This is a genomic window from Streptomyces sp. RLB3-17 (genome assembly GCF_007113425.2).
Lineage (GTDB): Bacteria > Actinomycetota > Actinomycetes > Streptomycetales > Streptomycetaceae > Streptomyces > Streptomyces mirabilis_D.
Map to the genome: position 1 here is coordinate 4854886 of NZ_CP041610.2, position 19917 is coordinate 4874802.

The 19917-nt window shown below is 70.3% G+C and carries 17 protein-coding genes and 2 pseudogenes; 11 read left to right on the top strand and 8 right to left on the bottom strand.

Annotated features, from left to right (window positions below):
* The first annotated feature begins 121 nt into the window (after nt 1–121).
* The 4 genes from FNV62_RS22040 to FNV62_RS22055 all read left to right on the top strand — a co-directional run bounded on the left by FNV62_RS22040 (nt 122) and on the right by FNV62_RS22055 (nt 6335).
* A complete protein-coding gene (locus FNV62_RS22040) occupies nt 122–877 on the top strand; it encodes a TIGR03089 family protein (RefSeq protein ID WP_143601846.1) in 756 nt (251 codons plus the stop codon).
* A gap of 231 nt (nt 878–1108) precedes the next feature.
* Entirely contained in the window at nt 1109–2347 is a 1239-nt protein-coding gene (locus FNV62_RS22045) for an LCP family protein (protein WP_181360895.1), read from the top strand.
* A gap of 244 nt (nt 2348–2591) precedes the next feature.
* Nucleotides 2592–4334 carry an LCP family protein gene (locus tag FNV62_RS22050; protein ID WP_097284985.1) on the top strand — a complete coding sequence of 581 codons (1743 nt, stop codon included), beginning with the start codon at nt 2592–2594 and terminating at the stop codon, nt 4332–4334.
* Between the two features lie 141 nt (nt 4335–4475).
* Nucleotides 4476–6335, top strand: coding sequence for an LCP family protein (locus tag FNV62_RS22055; protein WP_097284986.1), 1860 nt, complete (start codon nt 4476–4478; stop codon nt 6333–6335).
* Nucleotides 6336–6423: 88 nt separating this feature from the next.
* On the opposite strand, the gene FNV62_RS22060 is transcribed toward FNV62_RS22055, so the two are convergent.
* A complete protein-coding gene (locus FNV62_RS22060) occupies nt 6424–7464 on the bottom strand; it encodes a glycosyltransferase family 2 protein (RefSeq protein ID WP_054236899.1) in 1041 nt (346 codons plus the stop codon).
* 72 nt (nt 7465–7536) lie between these two features.
* Between FNV62_RS22060 and FNV62_RS22065 the strand changes: the two genes are divergently transcribed.
* Entirely contained in the window at nt 7537–9093 is a 1557-nt protein-coding gene (locus FNV62_RS22065; protein ID WP_143608280.1) for an LCP family protein, read from the top strand.
* 73 nt (nt 9094–9166) lie between these two features.
* Here the strand turns inward: FNV62_RS22065 and FNV62_RS22070 are convergent, their stop codons facing one another.
* Nucleotides 9167–10453, bottom strand: a complete 1287-nt coding sequence (locus FNV62_RS22070) for an LCP family protein (protein ID WP_097289013.1) — start codon at nt 10451–10453, stop codon at nt 9167–9169.
* A gap of 119 nt (nt 10454–10572) precedes the next feature.
* Between FNV62_RS22070 and FNV62_RS22075 the strand changes: the two genes are divergently transcribed.
* The 3 genes from FNV62_RS22075 (at nt 10573) to FNV62_RS22085 (ending at nt 12550) form a co-directional block, all read left to right on the top strand.
* Nucleotides 10573–11118, top strand: a complete 546-nt coding sequence (locus tag FNV62_RS22075) for an acyl-CoA thioesterase (protein WP_054236896.1) — start codon at nt 10573–10575, stop codon at nt 11116–11118.
* 175 nt (nt 11119–11293) lie between these two features.
* Nucleotides 11294–11941: an HAD family hydrolase gene (locus FNV62_RS22080; protein ID WP_144315560.1), complete on the top strand. Its 648-nt coding sequence runs from the start codon at nt 11294–11296 to the stop codon at nt 11939–11941.
* Between the two features lie 48 nt (nt 11942–11989).
* On the top strand, nt 11990–12550 hold the full coding sequence (locus FNV62_RS22085) for an SMI1/KNR4 family protein (RefSeq protein ID WP_144315561.1): 561 nt from the start codon (nt 11990–11992) through the stop codon (nt 12548–12550).
* Nucleotides 12551–12656: 106 nt separating this feature from the next.
* On the opposite strand, the gene FNV62_RS22090 is transcribed toward FNV62_RS22085, so the two are convergent.
* On the bottom strand, nt 12657–13814 hold the full coding sequence (locus tag FNV62_RS22090) for an acyl-CoA dehydrogenase (RefSeq protein WP_054236893.1): 1158 nt from the start codon (nt 13812–13814) through the stop codon (nt 12657–12659).
* A 175-nt stretch (nt 13815–13989) separates the two neighbouring features.
* Here FNV62_RS22090 and FNV62_RS22095 point away from each other — a divergent pair, with 175 nt between their 5' ends.
* The gene (locus FNV62_RS22095; protein ID WP_054236892.1) at nt 13990–15333 is read left to right on the top strand and encodes a UDP-glucose dehydrogenase family protein; all 1344 of its coding nucleotides are present in this window, start codon (nt 13990–13992) and stop codon (nt 15331–15333) included.
* Between the two features lie 180 nt (nt 15334–15513).
* On the opposite strand, the gene FNV62_RS22100 is transcribed toward FNV62_RS22095, so the two are convergent.
* Nucleotides 15514–16011, bottom strand: a complete 498-nt coding sequence (locus tag FNV62_RS22100) for a CGNR zinc finger domain-containing protein (RefSeq protein ID WP_144315562.1) — start codon at nt 16009–16011, stop codon at nt 15514–15516.
* A gap of 104 nt (nt 16012–16115) precedes the next feature.
* Between FNV62_RS22100 and FNV62_RS22105 the strand changes: the two genes are divergently transcribed.
* Nucleotides 16116–16484 (top strand): VOC family protein, encoded by a 369-nt coding sequence (locus FNV62_RS22105; protein ID WP_060894565.1) that lies wholly within the window; start codon nt 16116–16118, stop codon nt 16482–16484.
* A gap of 18 nt (nt 16485–16502) precedes the next feature.
* Here the strand turns inward: FNV62_RS22105 and FNV62_RS55745 are convergent.
* A pseudogene (locus tag FNV62_RS55745) lies at nt 16503–16790 on the bottom strand (MerR family transcriptional regulator); the annotation flags it as partial.
* Between FNV62_RS55745 and FNV62_RS22110 the strand changes: the two are divergent.
* Nucleotides 16687–16923 (top strand): annotated as a pseudogene (locus tag FNV62_RS22110) (alkene reductase); the annotation flags it as partial. The pseudogenes FNV62_RS55745 and FNV62_RS22110 overlap by 104 nt on opposite strands.
* On the opposite strand, the gene FNV62_RS22115 reads toward FNV62_RS22110, so the two are convergent.
* The 3 genes from FNV62_RS22115 to FNV62_RS22125 are packed head-to-tail and all read right to left on the bottom strand — an operon-like array spanning nt 16863 to nt 19785.
* Complete coding sequence (locus FNV62_RS22115; RefSeq protein WP_144315563.1) at nt 16863–18092, bottom strand: dipeptidase; 1230 nt, start codon at nt 18090–18092, stop codon at nt 16863–16865. The pseudogene FNV62_RS22110 and the gene FNV62_RS22115 sit on opposite strands and share 61 nt — an antisense overlap.
* A 5-nt stretch (nt 18093–18097) precedes the next feature.
* The gene (gene purE / locus FNV62_RS22120) at nt 18098–18628 is read right to left on the bottom strand and encodes a 5-(carboxyamino)imidazole ribonucleotide mutase (RefSeq protein ID WP_075027355.1); all 531 of its coding nucleotides are present in this window, start codon (nt 18626–18628) and stop codon (nt 18098–18100) included.
* Nucleotides 18625–19785: a 5-(carboxyamino)imidazole ribonucleotide synthase gene (locus FNV62_RS22125; RefSeq protein ID WP_097284991.1), complete on the bottom strand. Its 1161-nt coding sequence runs from the start codon at nt 19783–19785 to the stop codon at nt 18625–18627. The genes purE and FNV62_RS22125 overlap by 4 nt, the downstream gene beginning before the upstream one ends.
* Nucleotides 19786–19917 lie beyond the last annotated feature (132 nt).

Below are 19917 nucleotides of genomic sequence, written 5' to 3' on the forward strand. Positions count from 1 at the left end.
TCGTGGACATAGTCATACATATCTGTCCATTGCGGATTTGACGGACCGTCGGGTCGCGCTCGGCCGAACCGGTGGCGCGGGCGCCGCGTCCCGCCGGGCGCCCCCGCGTACGCTTGCGCGCGTGAACGCCACCGACCGCACCCCTGCCGACCTGCTGCGATCCGCGCTCGCCGCGGACCCCGCGCGCCCCCTGGTGACCTTCTACGACGACGCCACGGGCGAGCGTGTCGAATTGTCCGTCGCGACCTTCGCCAATTGGGTGGCCAAGACCGCCAACCTCCTCCAGGGCGAGTTGTCCGCCGAGCCCGGCGACCGGGTGGCGCTGCTGCTGCCCGCGCACTGGCAGACGGCGGTGTGGCTGCTCGCGTGTTCCTCGGTGGGGGTCGTCGCGGACGTCGGGGGCGATCCCGGTGCCGCCGACCTCGTCGTCGCGGGGCCCGACGCGCTCGAGGCCGGGCTCGCCTGCTCCGGCGAGCGCGTCGCGCTCTCGCTCGCGCCGCTGGGGCGCCGCTTCCCGACACCGCCCGCCGGGTACGCCGACTACGCCGTCGAGGTGCCGAGCCAGGGCGACCGCTTCCAGCCGTACGCGCCGGTGGACCCGGAGGAGGCCGCGCTGATCGTCGCCGGGGCCGAGCACACGGGGGCCGAGGTCGTCGAGCGGGCCCGGGCGGAGGCGGCCTCGCTGGATCTGACGGGGCCCGGGTCTCGGATCCTGTCCGCGCTGTCGTACGACACCTGGGAGGGGCTGAGCGCGGGGTTGTACGCGCCGCTCGCCTCCGGGGGGTCCGTGGTGCTCTGTCGTCATCTGGAACGACTGGGCGAGGACGCGTTGGCCAAGCGGATCGAGAGCGAGCGGGTGACTTCGACGGTCCGGTAGTCGCCGGTCGCCGTCCGGGCCGGCCCGGACGGGGCCGATCGCCTGTCGGGGCAGGCCCGTGGGGGCCGATCGCGCCCGCCGTCCCGCCGCGGATCCGTCCCTGCTGGGGGCCCCGCGCCCCCGGCCGATCCCGTCACCCGTTCGGCCCCTTATCTGCCGCCGTCGCCGGGCCTCCGAGCCATGGTCGTAGGAGCACCGCACGCTCGCACGCCATGAGGGGTGGACTCCGACGTGACCGACAGGACAGGGCCGGGAACGGGGGCTTCGCCCACCGGTGCCGGGCTCGCACGACGGCGACGGCGACGCTGGGTGCAGTACTCGGCGCTCGGTGTCGCCGTCGTGGTCCTCGGTGCCGTCGGCGTCGGTCTGGTCGCGTACGAGAAGCTGAGCCGGAACATCACCGCCGACGAGGAAGCCGCCGCCGAGCTCGCCCGCTACGAGAAGGAGCGGCCCACCGCGCTGGTGCGCGACGCGCAGAACATCCTGCTGATCGGGTCGGACTCGCGGTCGGGGGACGGGAACAAGGAGTACGGCCGGGACTCCGGGACCGAGCGCTCCGACACCACGATCCTGCTGCACCTGTCCGCGAACCGGAGCAGCGCCACCGCCGTCTCCCTGCCCCGCGACCTGATGGTGGACGTGCCGAGCTGCCGGCGTCCGGACGGCACCCGTACCGGGCCCACGTTCGCGATGTTCAACTCCGCCTTCGAGGTGGGCGGTTCGGCGTGCACGATCCGGACCGTCGAGAAGCTCACGAACATCCGTGTCGACCACCACGTGGTCGTCGACTTCCACGGGTTCAAGGACATGGTCGACGCCGTGGACGGCGTGGAGGTGTGCCTGAAGGAGCCCATCGACGACAAGGCGGCCAAGCTGAAGCTGCCCGCGGGCAAGGTCGTGCTCGACGGCGAACAGGCCCTCGGCTACGTCCGCGCCCGCAAGAGCATCGGGGACGGCAGCGACACCGACCGGATGGAGCGCCAGCAGCGGTTCCTCGGCGCGCTCGTCAACAAGGTGCAGAGCAACGACGTACTGCTCAATCCGGCACGGCTCTATCCCATGCTCGACGCGGCCACTTCCTCGCTCACCACGGACCCGGATCTGGCGAGCCTGCGCGGGCTGTACGACCTGGTCCGCGGCATGCGCAATATCCCCACGGAACGTGTCCAATTCCTGACGGTGCCCCGAACGTCGTACGTCTACAACGCCAATCGCGACCAGCTCGTGAAACCCGCGGCCGACAAACTCTTCGCCCTGCTGCGCGCGGACGCTCCGGTGGCGGTCGCGAAGGACCTTCCGACGGACCCGCAGAGCGGCCTTCCGACGACCCCGGCAAGCGGCCACGACTCGGCATTCGACTACGAAGAGGAGTCGCGCGGCAACGGGAAGTCGAGGGGAAAGCGGCCCGACGCTCCCACATCCGCGCCGACTTTTCGCGGTAACACGGCGGCTGAGGACGCCTGCGGGTAAAGCGTGCGCCAAGGCGGGAACTGCGGAGCTGAGAAGTCTCTGAGAAATAGGGCGGATTGCCCAGTTGTAGGAAGGTGGAATTTGTCACCACCGTCGCTTGACCCCGAACCGGCCGGATAGTGTGAGCGATCCGGTGCACCCGGCCACGAGGTCCGTCCTGGGGGTCGCGCACTGCTGACCGAGACCCGAGCGCTCTTTGAGGGGGAAGAGCGCCGCGTGGCCCCGACGGAGGATTCAGACAACCGTGGACGCGCAAGGCCGTGGGCGGGCGGACAACATCGACCCCGCAGACCAGTGGGTACTCAACCCGAACACCGGTGAATACGAACTGCGACTGACTCCTTCCGCTCCGCAGTCGGGAGTCCCGAGACCGCGTCGGGGCAGCCCCGCGAACGCGGGACCGGGAGCGGGGACACGCGCGCGCCGGGCGCCGGAACGGGAGAGTCCGGCGACGCCCGGCCCCGATGTGCCCGGGCCGCGGCGGCGCCGTGGCGCGCCGGCCGAGCCACCGCCGGGCCGTCGCAAGGGGCGCACGAAGCCGAAGAAGTCGAAGGCGAAGAAGATACTGTTGTGGACCGGCGGCTCGATGGCCTTCGTGCTGGTCGCCGTCTCCGCCGCGGGGTATCTCTACCTCAAGCACCTTGAGGGCAACGTCAGCACGACGGACGTCGGCAGCGCGGGCAAGAAGGGCTTCAGCAAGGACGAGGCCTTCAACATCCTGATCATCGGCACCGACAAGCGCACCGGCAAGGGCAACGAGGGCTACGGCGACAAGGGCAGCGTCGGGCACGCCGACACCAACATCCTGCTGCACGTCTCCAAGGACCGTACGAACGCGACCGCGTTGAGCATCCCGCGTGACCTGATCGTCGATGTGCCGGACTGCCCGACCAAGCAGCCGGACGGCAGCGAGAAGGTCGTCCCGGGCACGCAGAACGTCCGCTTCAACACGAGCCTCGGCCAGGACGGCCGGGACCCGGGCTGCACCATGCGCACGGTCAAGGCGGTCACCGGGATCTCGGTGGACCACTTCATGATGGCCGACTTCAACGCGGTGAAGACGCTGACCAGCGCGGTCGGTGGCGTCGACGTGTGCGTGGCGCACGCCGTCAACGACAAGGAGTCGCACCTCAAGCTGCCCGCGGGCAAGTCCAAGGTCGAGGGCGAGCAGGCTCTCGCGTTCGTACGGACCCGGCACAGCTTCGGCAACCAGGGCGACCTCGACCGCATCAAGGTGCAGCAGCAGTTCCTGGGCTCGCTGATGCGCAAGATGTCCTCCAGCGACACCCTCACCAACCCGGCCAAGCTGATCAGCCTGGCCGAGGCCGCCACCAAGGCGCTCACCGTGGACACCGGCATAGGAAACGTCAGCACCCTCAAGGACGTGGCCCTGGAGCTGAAGAAGGTGCCCACGAAGAACATCACCTTCACCACGGTGCCGGTGCTCGACAACCCCGCCGAGAAGGTCAAGGCGACCGTCGTCGTCAACCAGTCACAGGCCCCCGCGGTCTTCGACGCGATCAAGAGCGACGTCTCCTTCACCGCCGTGAAGCAGAAGGAGAAGAAGGAGAAGGCCGAGGTCGCGGCCCGCCTCAAGGGCACCCGTTCCGCCGCCGCCGACATCCGCGTCGACATCTACAACGGCGGCGCCCCGGGCGGCAGCGCACAGGAGACTCTTAACTGGCTGCAGAATACTGAGGGCGTGCCCAAGTCCAGCCAGCTCGGTAACGCCGCCGCACCACTGAGCAAGACGACCGTGGAGTACTCCCCCGACCAGGCCGATCAGGCGCGCAAACTGGCGGACCTCATGGGGCTGTCCGCCTCGGCGTTGAAGCCTGGCAAGAGCGAGAAGAACTCACAGGGTCTGCCCGCGATCGTGCTGACCCTGGGCAAGGACTTCAAGGGCGCAGGGGTGTCGTTGACCACTCCGACCAAGGCGCCCGAGGTCGACAAGTCCACGGCGGACAAGACAGTGTGCGCCAGTTGATGACCTAACGGGTCTGTCAGACGTCTAACAGGGCGCGGGGGCGTCCGGGCCGGACGCAAGGGGTGTCCGGCCAGACGTACGCGTCCGATCGGGCGCGGGACGGACCCGTTTGTCAGGCGCAGGGTGGGGAGGGGCAGGGAGATGGCGCGAAGCGGTGTGCGTGGGGAGGGGGCTCGACCACGTGTCCGGCAGGCCGACGATCTGGGCTGGGACGACAGCCTGTACGACGAGAACGGCGATCCCGCCGACGGAGGCGGAGCTTCCGGCGGCAGAGGTGGCGATGCCACCGGTCAAGGCAGTGGCTCCACCAGTAGAGACAGCGGCTCCAGCGGCACAGGCGGCGATTCGGCCCACGCCGACGGCCCAGGCGCCGGGAGCGACAGGCGCAACGGGCGTCCGGTCGACAAGGACGGCGACGACGCGTCGGCCGAACCGCGGGGGCAGGGCCGGCACGGCGGTGGCGGCGGGCGTCGGCGCGGGGGCGGCGACGGCGGGCACCCACGGCGCAGACGCCGCATACTGCGCTGGTCGGCGTCGGTCCTGGCGCTTCTGATACTTGGCACCGCGGGCGCCGGTTACCTCTACTACCAGCACCTGAACAACAACATCAAGAAGGACGACCTGAACCTCGGCGACGAGAAGGACCGGGCGGCCAAGAGCAAGGCGAACGCGGCCGGGCAGACCCCCCTGAACATCCTTCTGATCGGCTCGGACGCCCGGGACACCAAGGAGAACCAGTCCCTCGGCGGCGCCAAGGACACCTTCGGCGGTACCCCTCTCGCGGACGTCCAGATGCTGCTGCACCTCTCCGCCGACCGCAGCAACATGTCGGTGATCAGCATGCCGCGCGACACCCTGCTGAAGATGCCCAAGTGCACGGACCCGGACACCAAGAAGGTCTACCCGGCGACCGTCGGACTGGTGATGACCAACATCTCGCTCGGGCGCGGCGGTCCGGGCTGCACGGTGGCCACCTGGGAGAAGCTCACCAAGATCCACATCGACCACTTCATGAAGATCGACTTCTCGGGTGTGGTGTCGATGGCGGACGCGATCGGCGGTGTACCGGTCTGCGTGGACGCCAACATCTACTCCAAGGACAGTCAGGGCCACGGCTCCGGGCTGAAGCTGAAGAAGGGCACGACCCCCGTCAAGGGCACGCAGGCCCTGGCGTGGCTGCGGACGCGGTACGGCTTCGAGGACAACACGGACATCGGCCGGACCAAGGCGCAGCACCAGTACATGAACTCGATGGTCCGCCAGCTGCGCGAGAACGCCACGATCAGCAACCCCGGCAAGCTGCGCAGCCTCGCGGAGACGGCCACCAAGGCACTGACCGTCGACAAGGGCCTGGGCAGCGTGCTGAAGCTCTACGACCTCGGCAACGAGCTCAAGAAGGTCGAGCCGAAGCGCATCACGATGACCACGATGCCCTGGCAGTGGGCCGTGTCGGACAGCAACCGCGTGGAGCCCAAGCCGGTCGAGGCCGAGCAGCTGTTCCGTCTCGTCCGTGAGGACATCGCGCTCGACGGCAAGGACAAGAAGAAGACGGTGACCGCGGTGAAGGCCTCCACGGACCCGGCCGCCGCGGACGACCAGATCGGTGTGACCGTGCAGAACGGCACCCGCACGGCCGCGCTGGGCCCGGTCGGCGGGCGCGCGCGCACGGTGTCCCAGCTGCTCGTCGGCAAGGGCTTCACCAAGGCCGAGGCGGACTCCTCGGCGGCGACCGCCGAGGAGACGACGGTGATCCGCTACCCGAGCGCCGATCTGCAGGGCGACGCCCAGGCGGTCGCCAAGGCGCTGGGGGTCCCGCTGAGCGCGGTGAAGAAGTCGACGGACGTCTCGGGCGTCACGCTCGTGGTCGGCGCCGACTGGCGCGAGGGCACGGCGTACAAGGCGAAGGCGCAGGACAACACGACACCGGAGTCCGCGGACGTGCTCAACGGCGCCAAGACCGACGCCTGTATGCACGTCAACAAGGACTACACCTGGTCGTAGGAAGCCGCACCTGGCCATAGGCCGGTCGGCAGAAAGCAGTTGGGCCCCTCTCGACGTCGAGAGGGGCCCAACTGCTCATGGATGAGGCTCAGTTCGCGGGCTCCGTGGAGGCGAGTACCGCCGGGCGGCGGGAGGCGATGACCTTCTTCGCCAGCGCCTTCGGGCTGGTGAGGAAGCCGAAGCCCCACGACATGTGCATGGTCGCGAGGGCGACGGGGATCTGCAGGCGGGCCTTCAGGGGAAGCCCCTTGCCCGCGGGCAGCGAGCCCGCCGCTATCGCCGCGAGATAGCCGCCGGGGATCACGAAGCCCCAGGGCGTCAGCGCCGCGCCCACCACGACACCCGCCGCGATCGCGCACAGGGCGGTCGGCGGGGCGAGGTAGCGCAGGTTGATGGAGCCCTCGTGGTAGCGGGCGACGACATGGCGCCAGCGCCCGTAGTCCTTGTACTGCTTGGCGAGCGCCTTGACCGAGGGCCGGGGCCGGTACGACACCTTCAGTTCGGGCGAGAACCAGATGAGGCCGCCCGCCTCCCGGATCCGGAAGTTCAGCTCCCAGTCCTGGGCGCGGATGAACTCCTCGTTGTAGCCGCCCTGGCGCTCCAGCGCCTCGCGCCGGAAGACACCGAGGTACACGGTCTCGGCGGGAGCGGCCTCGCCCCCCGTGTGGAAGGCGGCGTTCCCGACCCCGATCTTCGAGGTCATCGCGGCGGCGACCGCGTGCTCCCAGTCGTTCTCGCCCTCGGCGTGCATGATGCCGCCGACGTTCTGCGCGCCGGTCTCCTCCAGGAGGCGCACGGCGGTCGCGATGTAGTTCGGGGAGAGCATGCCGTGCCCGTCGACGCGCACGACGACGGGATGCCGGGACGCCTTGATCGCCGCGTTCAGCGCGGCCGGGGTGCGCCCGGTGGGGTTCGGGACGGTGTGGACGCGTGGGTCTTCGCGTACGAGTTCGGCGGCGATCTCGTCCGTACGGTCCGAGGACGGACCGATGGCGATGACCACCTCCATCTCGCCGTCGTACTCCTGCGCCAGGATCGCTTGGACGGCCCCGCGCAGATGCCGCTCCTCGTTGAGGACGGGCATGATCACAGAAACGGCGGGGGGCCGCACGTCAGACTTCTCGCTCATCGGACGTCACGTTACCGCGAATGGGGGACACGGGCGCGCGCCGCCCGGTCCACGGGCCGGGCAGCAGATCGTATGGGCCTACGGTGCTCACGGATCCCCACGTTCACCCCCGCGGAGGTGTCCCCCTTGCCCACGCCGCCCCGCTCCCCCGCACGCCCGCAGCCCCGTCCCCAGAGCCGCCCGCAGCCGCCCCGCTCCCGGCGGCCTCCGGTGCGGTCCACCGTACGGCCCCCCGTACGGAGGAAGAAGCCGCGCTGGGCCATGCGGGTGGTCACCACGATCTCGGTGGTGGTCCTCGCCTCGGCGGGCATCGGGCACGCGGTGGTCACCAGCCTGGGCGAGAACATCGCCCGGGTCGACCCCTTCAAGGACATGAAGAACCGCCCCGCGGCGGGCCACGGCATGAACGTGCTGCTGGTCGGCACCGACGGCCGCGACAAGATCACGGAGGAGGAGCGGCAGAAGTACCGTCTGGGCGGTGCCCCCTGCCACTGCACCGACACGATGATGATCGTGCACATCGCCGCCAACCGGGAGCGGGCCAGCGTCGTGAGCCTGCCGCGCGACTCGTACGCCGAGGCGCCCGCGCACACCGACCAGACCACCGGCGCCGAGCACGGCCCCCACCCGATCAAGCTCAACGCGGCATACGCGGAGGGGGGCCCGCAGCTGACCGTGCGCACCGTCGAGAACATGACCCATGTGAAGATCGACCACTACTTGGAGGTCGATTTCACCAGCTTCATGCGGACGGTGGACGTGCTCGGCGGCGTGAGCATCTGCACCGCACAGCCCCTCAAGGACTCGTACACCGGACTCGACCTGAGCGCCGGCACGCACACGCTGAGCGGCGGGCAGGCACTCCAGTACGTACGGTCCCGGCATGTCGACGGCGCCTCCGACATCGGCCGGATGCAGCGCCAGCAGCGGTTCCTGGCGGCGCTGATCGAGCGGGCCACGTCGTCGGGGGTGCTGCTGAACCCGATGAAGTTCCGTGATGTCACCCGGGCCGTGCTCGGTTCGGTCCGCGCGGACCAGGGGTTCGGCACGGACGAGCTGCTGGACCTCGGCCGGGCGATGCGGAACTTCTCCCCTTCCTCCTCCGAGTTCACGACCGTGCCGATCGGACAGATGGCCTACATGGCCAAGGGCATCGGTTCCACCCTGAAGTGGGACGACAACAAGGCCGCCGCGCTCTTCCAGTCACTGCGTGACGACAAGCCGCTCGCTCCCCCGCACAAGGCCGCGCACGCCAAGACCGTGCGCGTCGAGGTGGCCCCGCAGCAGATCCAGGTCCAGGTGGAGAACGGGACGCCCACGGACGGCCTCGGCAAACGCATGGACGGCGCCCTGGCCGCCACCGGGTTCCACACGACGGGCCGGCCCGTCAACGCCCAGGACCGCGGCGCCCGGCACAGCGTCATCGTCTACGACCCGCGCTGGGACCGCTCCGCGAAGTCCCTCGCCGCCGCGCTCCCGGGCAGCGAGCTGCGCGAGGTCAAAGGGCGGGGGCCGCTGCTGAAGGTGATCGCCGGCGCGGACTTCAAGGAGGTCACACGGGTCCGGGTGCAGGATCCCTACCAGGCCGAGACCCGGGTGGTGACAGGGGATCAGGTGGTGTGCACGTAGGTGACGCGGCGTCCACGGGACACGCGAAGGGCCCCGCCGTATCGTCCGGCGGGGCCCTTCGTGGTGGTGCGGGTCAGTTGCCCGACACCGTCACCGTCTGGTCGTTCTTCAGCTCGTCCACCAGTGTCTTGACCTTGGCCTTGTCCCAGACGAGGTTGCCGCCCGTGGAGCCGGAGATCGGCATGTTCATGGACTTGCCGCTGCCGCCGGTGACGCCCTTCATCGCCCAGAACATGCTGCCGAGGTCCCACAGGCTCATGTCCTTGTCGACGGTGAGGCTGTCGAGGCCGGAGCCCATGGTCGGGTAGAGCTTGAAGGGGTTCAGGACGGTCCCGGGGGTCGCGACCTGGTGGGCCAGGGCGGACAGGAACTTCTGCTGGTTCTTGGTGCGCTGGAGGTCCGAGGCCGCGAAGGCGTGACGGGTACGGACGAAGGCGAGGGCCTGCTCACCGTTGAGGGTCTGCTTGCCCGCCTTGAAGTCGGCGCCGGAGTACTTGTCCTTGAAGCCCTGGTCGAGGGTCATCTCCACACCGCCGACCGCGTCGACGATGTTCGCGAACCCGGCGAAACCGATCTCCACGTAGTGGTCGATGTGCAGGCCGGTGTTGTACTCGATGGTGCGGACCAGCAGCGTCGGCCCGTCCTCCGCGTACGCCGCGTTCAGCTTCACCTGGCGGCCCGTGCCGGGGAAGGTCTTGCCGGACCCGGATCCCTTGTACGTCGGGATCGTCACGTTCGAGTCGCGGGGGAGGGAGACCAGGGTGTCGCCGTTGCCCCCGACGTGCAGGATCATCATCGAGTCCGTGCGCTTGCCCTCGGCGGACCCGGTGTGCAGCTTCTTCTTCTCCTCGGCCGACATGCCGGCGCGGCTGTCGGAGCCGACGATCAGGTAGTTCGTGCCCTTGCCCGCGTCGGGCCGGTCGATGACCTTCGAGAGATCCACGTCACGGTGGAGCTTGGAGTCGGCCCAGAAGTAGGTGCCCACGGAGACCACGACCAGCAGCGTGACCAGCGTGATCGCTATCCACTTGATGCGTCGGCGCCAGTTCGGCGCCGGGCGCGGGCCACGGCCGCCCTGGCCGCCGGGACCCTGCGGACCACCGGGGCCGCCCGGCGAACCGTAGACCTGCCCGGTGTTGTAACCGGAGTCGTACCCGTTGTCGTACCCCTGGCCGTCGTCGTACGTCGGCTGCTGGGGCACCCCGCCGTACGGCGGGGCGGACGGGCGCGGACCGGGCGATCCCGGGCCACGCTGAACCTGCCGCATGACGCGGGCGCCCTCAGGCTGAGCGCCTGCGCTGCCGCGTCCGTAACGGTCGCTGCGGTTGCTGTCGGACCACCCGTCGGGCCAATCGTTCATGCGGACCAGTGTGCAGGTCCGCACGGTGTGCCTAACAAGAGACCGGGGAGATCTGGGTCACGCCTGTTGCAGAGCTGATGCAAAGCGACTCTCGCACGCCCCCGCATAGGGTGGACGGCATGACAGACCTGGCACCCAACCCGGAATCCGATATTCCGGGCAAGCCGACCTTCGCGTCCCGGACGACCCTCAGCCACATCATGACCCACAACGACACCAACCTTCTGGGCACGGTGCACGGCGGAGTGATCATGAAGCTCGTGGACGACGCGGCGGGTGCGGTGGCCGGGCGGCACTCCGGCGGGCCCGCCGTCACCGCCTCCATGGACGAGATGGTCTTCCTGGAGCCGGTCCGCGTCGGTGACCTCGTCCATGTGAAGGCCCAGGTGAACTGGACGGGGCGGACGTCCATGGAGGTCGGCGTGCGCGTGCTGGCCGAGCGCTGGAACGAGTCGACGCCGCCCCAGCAGGTCGGTTCGGCCTATCTCGTCTTCGCCGCGGTCGACGCCGACGGCAAACCGCGGCGCGTGCCGCCCGTCCTCCCGGAGACCGAGCGCGACGAGCGGCGCTACCAGGAGGCCCAGATCCGGCGCACCCACCGGCTGGCACGCCGTCGGGCGATCATGGAACTGCGGGAGAAGCGGGCGGCGGAGGGGCTGGACTAGCCGGGATGCGAGGGGCCGGACCAGTAGGGACGCGAGGGGTTGGGCAAGTCGGGACGCGAGGAGCCGGACCGGTCGGGGTTCGGCGATGCTGGACGCCCGAGGGCCGGGGCGGGACGTCACCCCGGCCGGTGGCCCTGGCCGAGGGCGGCTCCCGGGCGGATGTCAGGGTGACGTCATGACGCTCTCCCCCGCCACCCCGTCCGCCCCGTCCGCTTCCGGCGGACGCCCCTTCGACGCGGTGCTCTGTGACGTCGACAACGTGATCCGCGTCTACGAACCGGACCACGTGTACGCGCTGGAGCGCGCCGCCGGGCTGGCCGAGGGCACCACCATGAAGGTGGCCTTCGCACCGGAGACGGTGCTTCCGCTGGTGCTGGGCCGGATCACACCGGACGAGTGGGCGGGGTCGATCCTGCGGGGCCTGACCGGGCTGGTGGCCAACGGGACGGCGGTGGAGCTGAGCACGGCGCTCATACGCTCGCCGTTCCACGCCGACGAGACGGTGGTGGCGCTGCTGCGCCGGGCCCGTACCCACATGCCCCTGGTCCTGGTCACCAACACCTCGGTCCAGCTCGAGGAGGACCTGGAGTCCCTGGGCCTGACGGACCTCGCCGACCATGTGGTCAGCAGCGCGCGGGTGGGCATCGCCAAGCCCGACCGGCGCATCTACGACATCGCCGTCGAGCGGGCCGGCGTCCCGGCCGAGCGCTGCCTGTTCGTGGACGACACCCTGGAGAACGTGGAGGCGGCGGCCGCACTCGGTATGCGGACCGTCCACTACCGCACGCCGGAGGATCTGCGGGGCGCCCTGAACGGCCTGTGAGGCCGACCGCACCGGGCGCTGTCGGAGCCGGCTGGTATCCATGTCCGCATGAACAACGATCAGGCCACCCCGGAGGAACTCGCGGCGCTGCGAGGGGCGTTCGACGTGGACGACGGCGGGGAGTCGGCGCTCGGCTGGGCGGCGGTGCACGCCTTCGAGGCGAAGCACGCCATCGTGCTGCCCGAGCCTTACCGGACGTTCGTCGCCGAGGTGACCGACGGGTCGTACTCCGGGCCGCCGGAGTACGGGCTGGTGTCCCTGGCCGAGCTGCCCGCGGACTGGGGCGACGACGGGCGGGGGCGCGACCTGAGCCGACCGTTCCCGCTCACGGAGGCGTGGCTGTGGGAGGACGACCCGAGGCCGGCCGAGGAGATCGATCCGGTCGTCGAGCGGGTCTTCGACCACGGATCCGTCGTGCTGGGCACCGACGGGTGCGGAATGAACTGGCATCTCGTCGTCACGGGCCCGCACCGGGGTCACATCTGGCACATCACCGGGGAGGGCGCCGTTCCCTTCGGCGCCGAGTTCGGGTTCACGACCTCCGCACCGGGGTTCGCGGGGTGGGTCGGACACTGGGCCGCGCAGAAGGAATGGTTCGACGCCGAGTAGGGGCACGTGACCGGCGCGCGAGTGGGCCGACCGGGAACAAGAACCGGGGACAAGAACGAGGGGCACCCCGGTGGGGTGCCCCTCGAGTTCGTGGTGGGGGGGTGGGTTACGGGAGGTTGCGCGCCATCACGATGCGCTGGACCTGGTTCGTGCCCTCGTAGATCTGGGTGATCTTGGCGTCGCGCATCATGCGCTCGACCGGGTAGTCGCGGGTGTAGCCGTAGCCGCCGAGGAGCTGTACGGCGTCCGTGGTGACCTCCATGGCCACGTCGGAGGCGAAGCACTTGGCCGCGGCGCCCTGGAAGGTGAGGTCCTTGTCGCCGCGCTCGGACTTGGCCGCCGCCGCGTACGTCAGCTGGCGGGCGGCCTCGATCTTCATGGCCATGTCGGCGAGCATGAACTGGATGCCCTGGAAGTCGGCGATCGCCTTGCCGAACTGCTTGCGCTCCTGGACGTAGCCCTTGGCGTAGTCGAGGGCGCCCTGCGCGATGCCGAGCGCCTGCGCGGCGATCGTGATGCGGGTGTGGTCCAGGGTCTTCATGGCCGTGGCGAAGCCGGTGCCCTCCTCGCCGATCATGCGGTCGGCGGGGATGCGGACGTTGTCGAGGTAGACCTCGCGCGTCGGGGAGCCCTTGATGCCGAGCTTCTTCTCGGGGGCGCCGAAGGAGACGCCCTCGTCCGACTTCTCGACGACGAAGGCCGAGATGCCCTTCGAGCGCTTGGTGGGGTCGGTGACCGCCATCACCGTGTAGTACTCGGAGACGCCCGCGTTGGTGATCCAGCGCTTCACGCCGTTGAGGACGTAGTCGTCGCCGTCGCGGACGGCCTTCGTCTTCATGCCCGCGGCGTCCGAACCCGCATCCGGCTCCGAGAGGCAGTACGAGAACATCCCGTCGCCCTTGGCGAGCGGGGTCAGGTACTTCTGCTTCAGGGCCTCCGAACCGGAGAGGATCACCGGGAGCGAGCCCAGCTTGTTCACGGCCGGGATCAGGGAGGAGCTGGCACAGACACGCGCCACCTCCTCGATCACGATCACCGTGGCGAGGGCGTCGGCACCCGCGCCGCCGTACGACTCCGGCACGTGCACGGCGTGCAGGTCGGAGGAGACCAGTGCGTCCAGGGCCTCCTGCGGGAAACGGGCTTCCTCGTCCACCACGGCCGCGTACGGCGCGATCTTCGCCTCGGCCAGCGAGCGGATCGCGTCACGGAGCATGTCGTGCTCCTCGGACGGGCGGTACAGGTCGAAATCAGCCGATCCGGCCAAGGTCTCTCACGCTCCAAGGACGCTAATTACCGTTAAGTAACCCAAATTTTAGGGGTCCGCCCACGGGAGGGATACGTGAGCTTGGCGACAGGGGGGAACCTGCCCGACGAGGGGCCCGAACATGCCCCGACTATGCTCGGGCAGCGCACCGAGCCCATTCATCCCAGGAGTACCCATGGCCCTCAAGATCACCGTGATCGGCACCGGCTATCTCGGCGCCACCCACGCCGCGGCCATGGCCGAGCTCGGGTTCGAGGTACTGGGGCTCGACGTCGTCCCCGAGAAGATCGAGATGCTGCAGCGGGGCGAGGTCCCGATGTACGAGCCGGGGCTCGAGGAGCTGCTGCGCAAGCATGTGGCGGGCATCGAGGGATCCACCGGCCGGCTGCGCTTCACCATGGACTGGGCGGAGGTCGGGGAGTTCGGCGACGTCCACTTCGTCTGCGTGAACACGCCGCAGAAGCACGGGGAGTACGCGTGCGACATGTCGTACGTCGACGCCGCCTTCGAGACGCTCGCCCCGCACCTGTCGGGCCCCGCCCTCGTCGTCGGCAAGTCCACCGTGCCGGTGGGCTCCGCGGAGCGGCTGGCGCGCACGCTCGCCGAGCTCTCCCCCGCCGGTGAGGACGCCGAACTCGCCTGGAACCCGGAGTTCCTGCGCGAGGGCTTCGCGGTCCAGGACACGCTGCACCCCGACCGTCTCGTGGTCGGCGTGCGCAGCGAGCGGGCCGAGAAGATCCTGCGCGAGGTGTACGCGACGCCCGTCTCCGAGGGCTCGCCCTTCGTCGTCACCGACTTCCCGACCGCCGAGCTGGTGAAGACCTCCGCGAACTCCTTCCTCGCGACCAAGATCTCCTTCATCAACGCCATGGCCGAGGTCTGCGAGGCCGCCGGCGGCGATGTCGCCCTGCTGGCCGAGGCCATCGGCCACGACGAGCGGATCGGGAAGAAGTTCCTGCGGGCGGGGATCGGATTCGGCGGCGGCTGTCTGCCGAAGGACATCCGCGCCTTCATGGCCCGGGCCGGTGAGCTCGGCGCGGACCAGGCGCTGACCTTCCTGCGCGAGATCGACTCCATCAACATGCGTCGCCGCGGCCAGATGGTGGAGATGGCCCGGGAGGCGCTGGGCGGCGGATCCTTCCTCGGCAAGCGGGTCGCCGTGCTCGGCGCGACCTTCAAGCCCGACTCGGACGACGTCCGGGACTCGCCCGCGCTGAACGTCGCCGGGCAGATCCACCTCCAGGGCGGCCAGGTCACCGTCTACGACCCGAAGGGCATGGCGAACGCCAAGCGGCTCTTCCCGACGCTCGGGTACGCCGACTCCGCCGTCGAGGCCGTGCGCGGCGCCGACGTCGTCCTGCACCTGACCGAATGGCGGGAGTTCCGCGAGCTGGACCCGGCGGTGCTGGGCGAGGCCGCCTCGGCCCGGCTGCTCCTGGACGGCCGCAACGCGCTCGACCCCGAGGTGTGGCGCCGGGCCGGATGGACGTACCGGGCGATGGGCCGCCCGAACGCCTAGGGCCGGACAGGCCCCAGTGGCCCCAGCGGCCCTGGAGGGGCTTCGCAGGTGACCCCGTAGCGCTTCGCGGGTGACGGCGGTCCGGCCGAGGCTCAGTCGGCCGGACCGCCGTCACCACACATTGTCCACGCTCCCGGCGACCGGTGCGGCCGGTTGTCCCACTTCGCGCGCCCGGACGGGCTATTTCGCGCGGTACCGGCGCATCTTCGCGCGCGCCCCGCAGACCGACATCGAGCACCAACGGCCGCGGCCCGCCGGCGAGCGGTCGTAGTACGCCCAGTGGCAGGTCGGTGCCTCACAGGCCTTCAGCCGCAGCCAGGTGCCCTCGACGAGCGCGTTCGCGAGGGCCGCCGCGACGCGCGCCGCGAGTGAGTCGCCCGCGGGGACGAGCCGTGCCGCGCCGTCGTGCTCGTCGACCGTCACATGCAGCGGGGCCCGGGCCAGCAGCTCGCCAAGAGGGGTCACCACGCGGTGCGCCGGGTGGCCCGCGTGCGCCAGGCAGGCCGCGCGCAACGACTCGCGCAGCTCGCGGGCCGCCTCCGCCTCGCCCTCGGCGAGACCGAAGGGCGCCCGGCCCTCGGGGGTGTCCAGCGAGTCCGCGCCCGACTCGATGTCCAGGGTGTTCACCAGCGACTGGATCAGAGCCAGACCGCCGGGAGCGGGCGCACGGTCATTCATGGTTGCGACGTTACCTCCTATGCGGGAGCATGCAGTAACCGTTACCTCTTGAAGAGGTCTTGAGGTAACTCGTCGGTGTCGTTGGTAACCCCTCGGAGGAAGTCATGGCTCTCGCCAAGCTGGGTGTCGTCGTCCTGGACTGTTCCGACCCGCGCGCGCTCGCCGGGTTCTACGCGCAGGTGCTCGGCGGCAGCGTGGAGGAGGACCCCGGGGACGGCTCGTGGGTGGACCTGAAGGTGCCGGGCGGTCAGGCGCTCGCCTTCCAGCAGGCGTCCGGCTTCGTCCCGCCGCGCTGGCCCGCGCCGGACGGCTCGCAACAGTTCCACCTGGACCTGGTGGTGGAGGATCTGGACGCGGCCGAGAAGGAGGTGCTGACGCTGGGCGCGAAGCCGCTGGACACCGAGGACCGCTCGCGCACCTGGCGGGTGTACGCCGACCCGGCGGGACACCCCTTCTGTCTCTGCGCCTGCTGAGGACGAACGGGAGAGACGGACGCGGGCCCGGCGAAGCAGCTCGGCGATCATCCGGTCGATGCGGTCGCGTTCCGCGGTGAGATCGGCGACCAGCCGCGGGGTGGCGATCGCGGAGGGCCCGCCGTCCTGGTCGCGCATGCACGGCAGCAACTGCCGGATCTTCGCGCTGTGCAGCCCGGCCGCGTACAGCTCGACCCGGGCCGCCCGGGACATGCTGGCGGCCGGCGCCGACCTGGTCGCCCTCGGCCGCCCGTTCCTGGCCAACCCGGACCTGGTGCGACGGCTGCGCCTGGGCGCGCCGCTCAACCCGGTCCGGGACCGGTACCTGATGTACGTGGGCGGGGCGGACGGCTACACCGACTACCCCGCCCTGGACGCTCAGGCCCCGTCGCCGTCGAGGGACTCGATCGTCGCGACGGACGGACCGCGGGTGGCCTGAAGACCGCGCGCCACGTCTTCCGCGGCACCCAGCACCCGTACCGCGTTCTGCCAGGTCAGCTTGGCGAGGTCGGTCTTCGACCAGCCGCGGTCCAGCAGCTCGGCGATCAGGTTCGGGTAGCCGGAGACGTCGTCGAGGCCGTCCGGGGTGAACGCCGTGCCGTCGTAGTCGCCGCCGATGCCGAGGTGGTCGACACCGGCGACCTCGCGCATGTGGTCGAGGTGGTCCGCCACCGTCGACACCGTGGCGACGGGGCGCGGGTGGGACTCCTCGAAGGTGCGGTGGACCTTCATGCCGTCGGGGGTGGTGTCGAGGTGGTGGAAGCCGTTCGCGCGCATGTTCTCGTCGGCCGCGGCCGTCCAGTCGACCGCCGCCTGAAGGACGAACTTCGGTACGAACGTCACCATCGCCACTCCCCCGTTGGCGGGCAGCCGCTCCAGGACGTCGTCCGGGATGTTGCGCGGGTGGTCGCACACCGCGCGCGAGGAGGAGTGGGAGAAGATCACCGGCGCGGAGCTCGTGTCGAGCGCGTCCCGCATGGTCGTCGCCGCGACGTGCGAGAGGTCGACCAGCATGCCCTCGCGGTTCATCTCCCGCACGACCTCACGGCCGAAGGCCGACAGACCCCCGACGGTGGGCACGTCGGTCGCCGAGTCCGCCCACGCGATGTTGTCGTTGTGGGTGAGGGTCATGTAGCGCACGCCCAGCGCGTACAACCCCCGCAGCGCGGCGAGGGAGTTGTCGATGGAGTGGCCACCCTCCGCGCCCATCAGGGAGGCGATACGGCCCTGTGCGCGCGCCGCCTCCATGTCGGCGGCGGTCAGCGCGGCCCGCAGGTCGGAGGGGTGACGGTCGATCAACCGCCGTACGCAGTCGATCTGTTCGAGCGTCGCGGTGACCGCGCCCGGCAGGTCCGAGCGGACGTACACCGACCAGAACTGCGCGCCGACGCCGCCGGCGCGCAGCCGGGCCAGGTCGGTGTGCAGGTGGGCGCTCTGGTCGGCGGCGATGTCGCGGGCGCCGAGGTCGTAGCGGACCTGTTCGCGCAGCGCCCAGGGGAGGTCGTTGTGGCCGTCGACGACGGGGAAGTCGGCGAGGAGGGCGCGGGCCTCGTCGAGGGATGCCGTGGACGTGACGGACGACGTGGCGGACGAGGTGGAGGAGGCCATGCGCGTCACTTCCCGGAGCCGAAGCCGAAGCCGCCGCCCGCGCCCTCGACCTTGGCGCGCAGCCGCTTGCCCTTCTCGGTGGCCTGGTCGTTCAGCTCCTGCTGGAACTCCCGCATGCGGGTGAGCAGTTCCTCGTCGTGCGCGGCGAGCATCCGGGCGGCCAGCAGGCCCGCGTTGCGCGCGCCGCCGACGGACACGGTCGCGACCGGGACGCCGGCCGGCATCTGCACGATCGACAGCAGCGAGTCCATGCCGTCGAGGTACTTCAGCGGGACCGGCACGCCGATGACGGGCAGCGGGGTCACGGACGCGAGCATGCCGGGCAGATGGGCCGCCCCGCCCGCGCCCGCGATGATCGCCTTGAGCCCGCGCTCCGCGGCCTGCTCGCCGTACGTGATCATCTCGTGCGGCATGCGGTGCGCGGAGACGACATCCACCTCGTAGGGGATCTCGAACTCGTCCAGCGCCTGCGCGGCCGCTTCCATGACGGGCCAGTCGGAGTCCGACCCCATGACAATGCCTACAACGGGGCTCATTCGGTGATCGTGCCTCTCAGGTAACCGGCTGCGTGGCGGGCGCGCTCGAGAACGTCGTCCAGGTCCTCGCCGTAGGTGTTGACGTGGCCGACCTTGCGGCCGGGCTTCACGTCCTTGCCGTACATGTGGATCTTCAGCTGGGGGTCGCGCGCCATGCAGTGCAGGTACGCGGAGTACATGTCCGGGTAGTCGCCGCCCAGGACGTTGACCATGACCGTCCACCTGGCGCGCGGGCGCGGGTCGCCGAGGGGGAGGTCCAGGACCGCGCGGACGTGGTTGGCGAACTGGGAGGTGATCGCGCCGTCCTGGGTCCAGTGGCCCGAGTTGTGCGGGCGCATGGCCAGCTCGTTGACCAGGATGCGGCCGTCCGGGGTCTCGAAGAGCTCGACGGCCAGATGACCGACGACACCGAGTTCCTTGGCGATGCGCAGCGCGAGCTCCTCGGCCTGGAGGGCCAGCTCGTCCGGTATGCCGGGCGCGGGGGCGATCACCGTGTCGCAGACGCCGTTGACCTGCTGGGACTCGACCACGGGGTAGGCGACCGCCTGGCCGTGCGGGGAGCGGACGACGTTCGCCGCGAGTTCCCGTACGAAGTCGACCTTCTCCTCGGCGAGGACGGGCACGCCGGCCCGGAAGGGCTCGGCCGCCTCCTCGATCGACCGGACGAACCAGACGCCCTTGCCGTCGTAGCCGCCGCGGACCGTCTTGAGGATGATCGGGAAACCGTCGCCCCCGGCCCCTTCGGCGAGGCCCTCCGCCGCGAACGCGGCCACGTCCTCGACGTCGGTCACGATCCGGTGCCGTGGGCACGGCACACCGATCTCGTCGAGCTTCGCGCGCATCACGCCCTTGTCCTGGGCGTGCACGAGCGCGTCCGGGCCGGGGCGGACGGGGATGCCGTCCGCCTCCAGGGCACGCAGATGCTCGGTGGGTACGTGTTCGTGATCGAAGGTGATCACATCGCAGCCCCGCGCGAACTCACGCAGCGTGTCGAGGTCGCGGTAGTCGCCGATGACGACATCGCCGACGACCTGCGCCGCGGAATCCTGAGGGGTGTCACTGAGGAGCTTGAACTTGATGCCGAGCGGGATGCCCGCCTCGTGTGTCATACGAGCGAGCTGCCCCCCGCCGACCATGCCGACTACCGGGAACGTCACGCTGCAAGGGTATCGGTCGCGCCATGGGGGCCGGTTTCCGTGCCCGCGGTCCGGCTGTGATCCCGGCGTGGCCCCGGCTGTGATCCCGGCGTGGCCCCGGTTTTCCCTTGCTGTGACCCGCTCTTTCCGGTC

Coding starts and splice junctions, on each gene's coding strand:
- FNV62_RS22055 (WP_097284986.1), top strand. CDS start 4,476: ATGGCGCGAAGCGGTGTGCGTGGGGAGGGGGCTCGACCACGTGTCCGG.
- FNV62_RS22060 (WP_054236899.1), bottom strand. CDS start 7,464: ATGAGCGAGAAGTCTGACGTGCGGCCCCCCGCCGTTTCTGTGATCATG.
- FNV62_RS22065 (WP_143608280.1), top strand. CDS start 7,537: ATGGGCCTACGGTGCTCACGGATCCCCACGTTCACCCCCGCGGAGGTG.
- FNV62_RS22070 (WP_097289013.1), bottom strand. CDS start 10,453: ATGAACGATTGGCCCGACGGGTGGTCCGACAGCAACCGCAGCGACCGT.
- FNV62_RS22075 (WP_054236896.1), top strand. CDS start 10,573: ATGACAGACCTGGCACCCAACCCGGAATCCGATATTCCGGGCAAGCCG.
- FNV62_RS22080 (WP_144315560.1), top strand. CDS start 11,294: ATGACGCTCTCCCCCGCCACCCCGTCCGCCCCGTCCGCTTCCGGCGGA.
- FNV62_RS22085 (WP_144315561.1), top strand. CDS start 11,990: ATGAACAACGATCAGGCCACCCCGGAGGAACTCGCGGCGCTGCGAGGG.
- FNV62_RS22095 (WP_054236892.1), top strand. CDS start 13,990: ATGGCCCTCAAGATCACCGTGATCGGCACCGGCTATCTCGGCGCCACC.
- FNV62_RS22100 (WP_144315562.1), bottom strand. CDS start 16,011: ATGAATGACCGTGCGCCCGCTCCCGGCGGTCTGGCTCTGATCCAGTCG.
- FNV62_RS22105 (WP_060894565.1), top strand. CDS start 16,116: ATGGCTCTCGCCAAGCTGGGTGTCGTCGTCCTGGACTGTTCCGACCCG.
- FNV62_RS22115 (WP_144315563.1), bottom strand. CDS start 18,092: ATGGCCTCCTCCACCTCGTCCGCCACGTCGTCCGTCACGTCCACGGCA.
- purE (WP_075027355.1), bottom strand. CDS start 18,628: ATGAGCCCCGTTGTAGGCATTGTCATGGGGTCGGACTCCGACTGGCCC.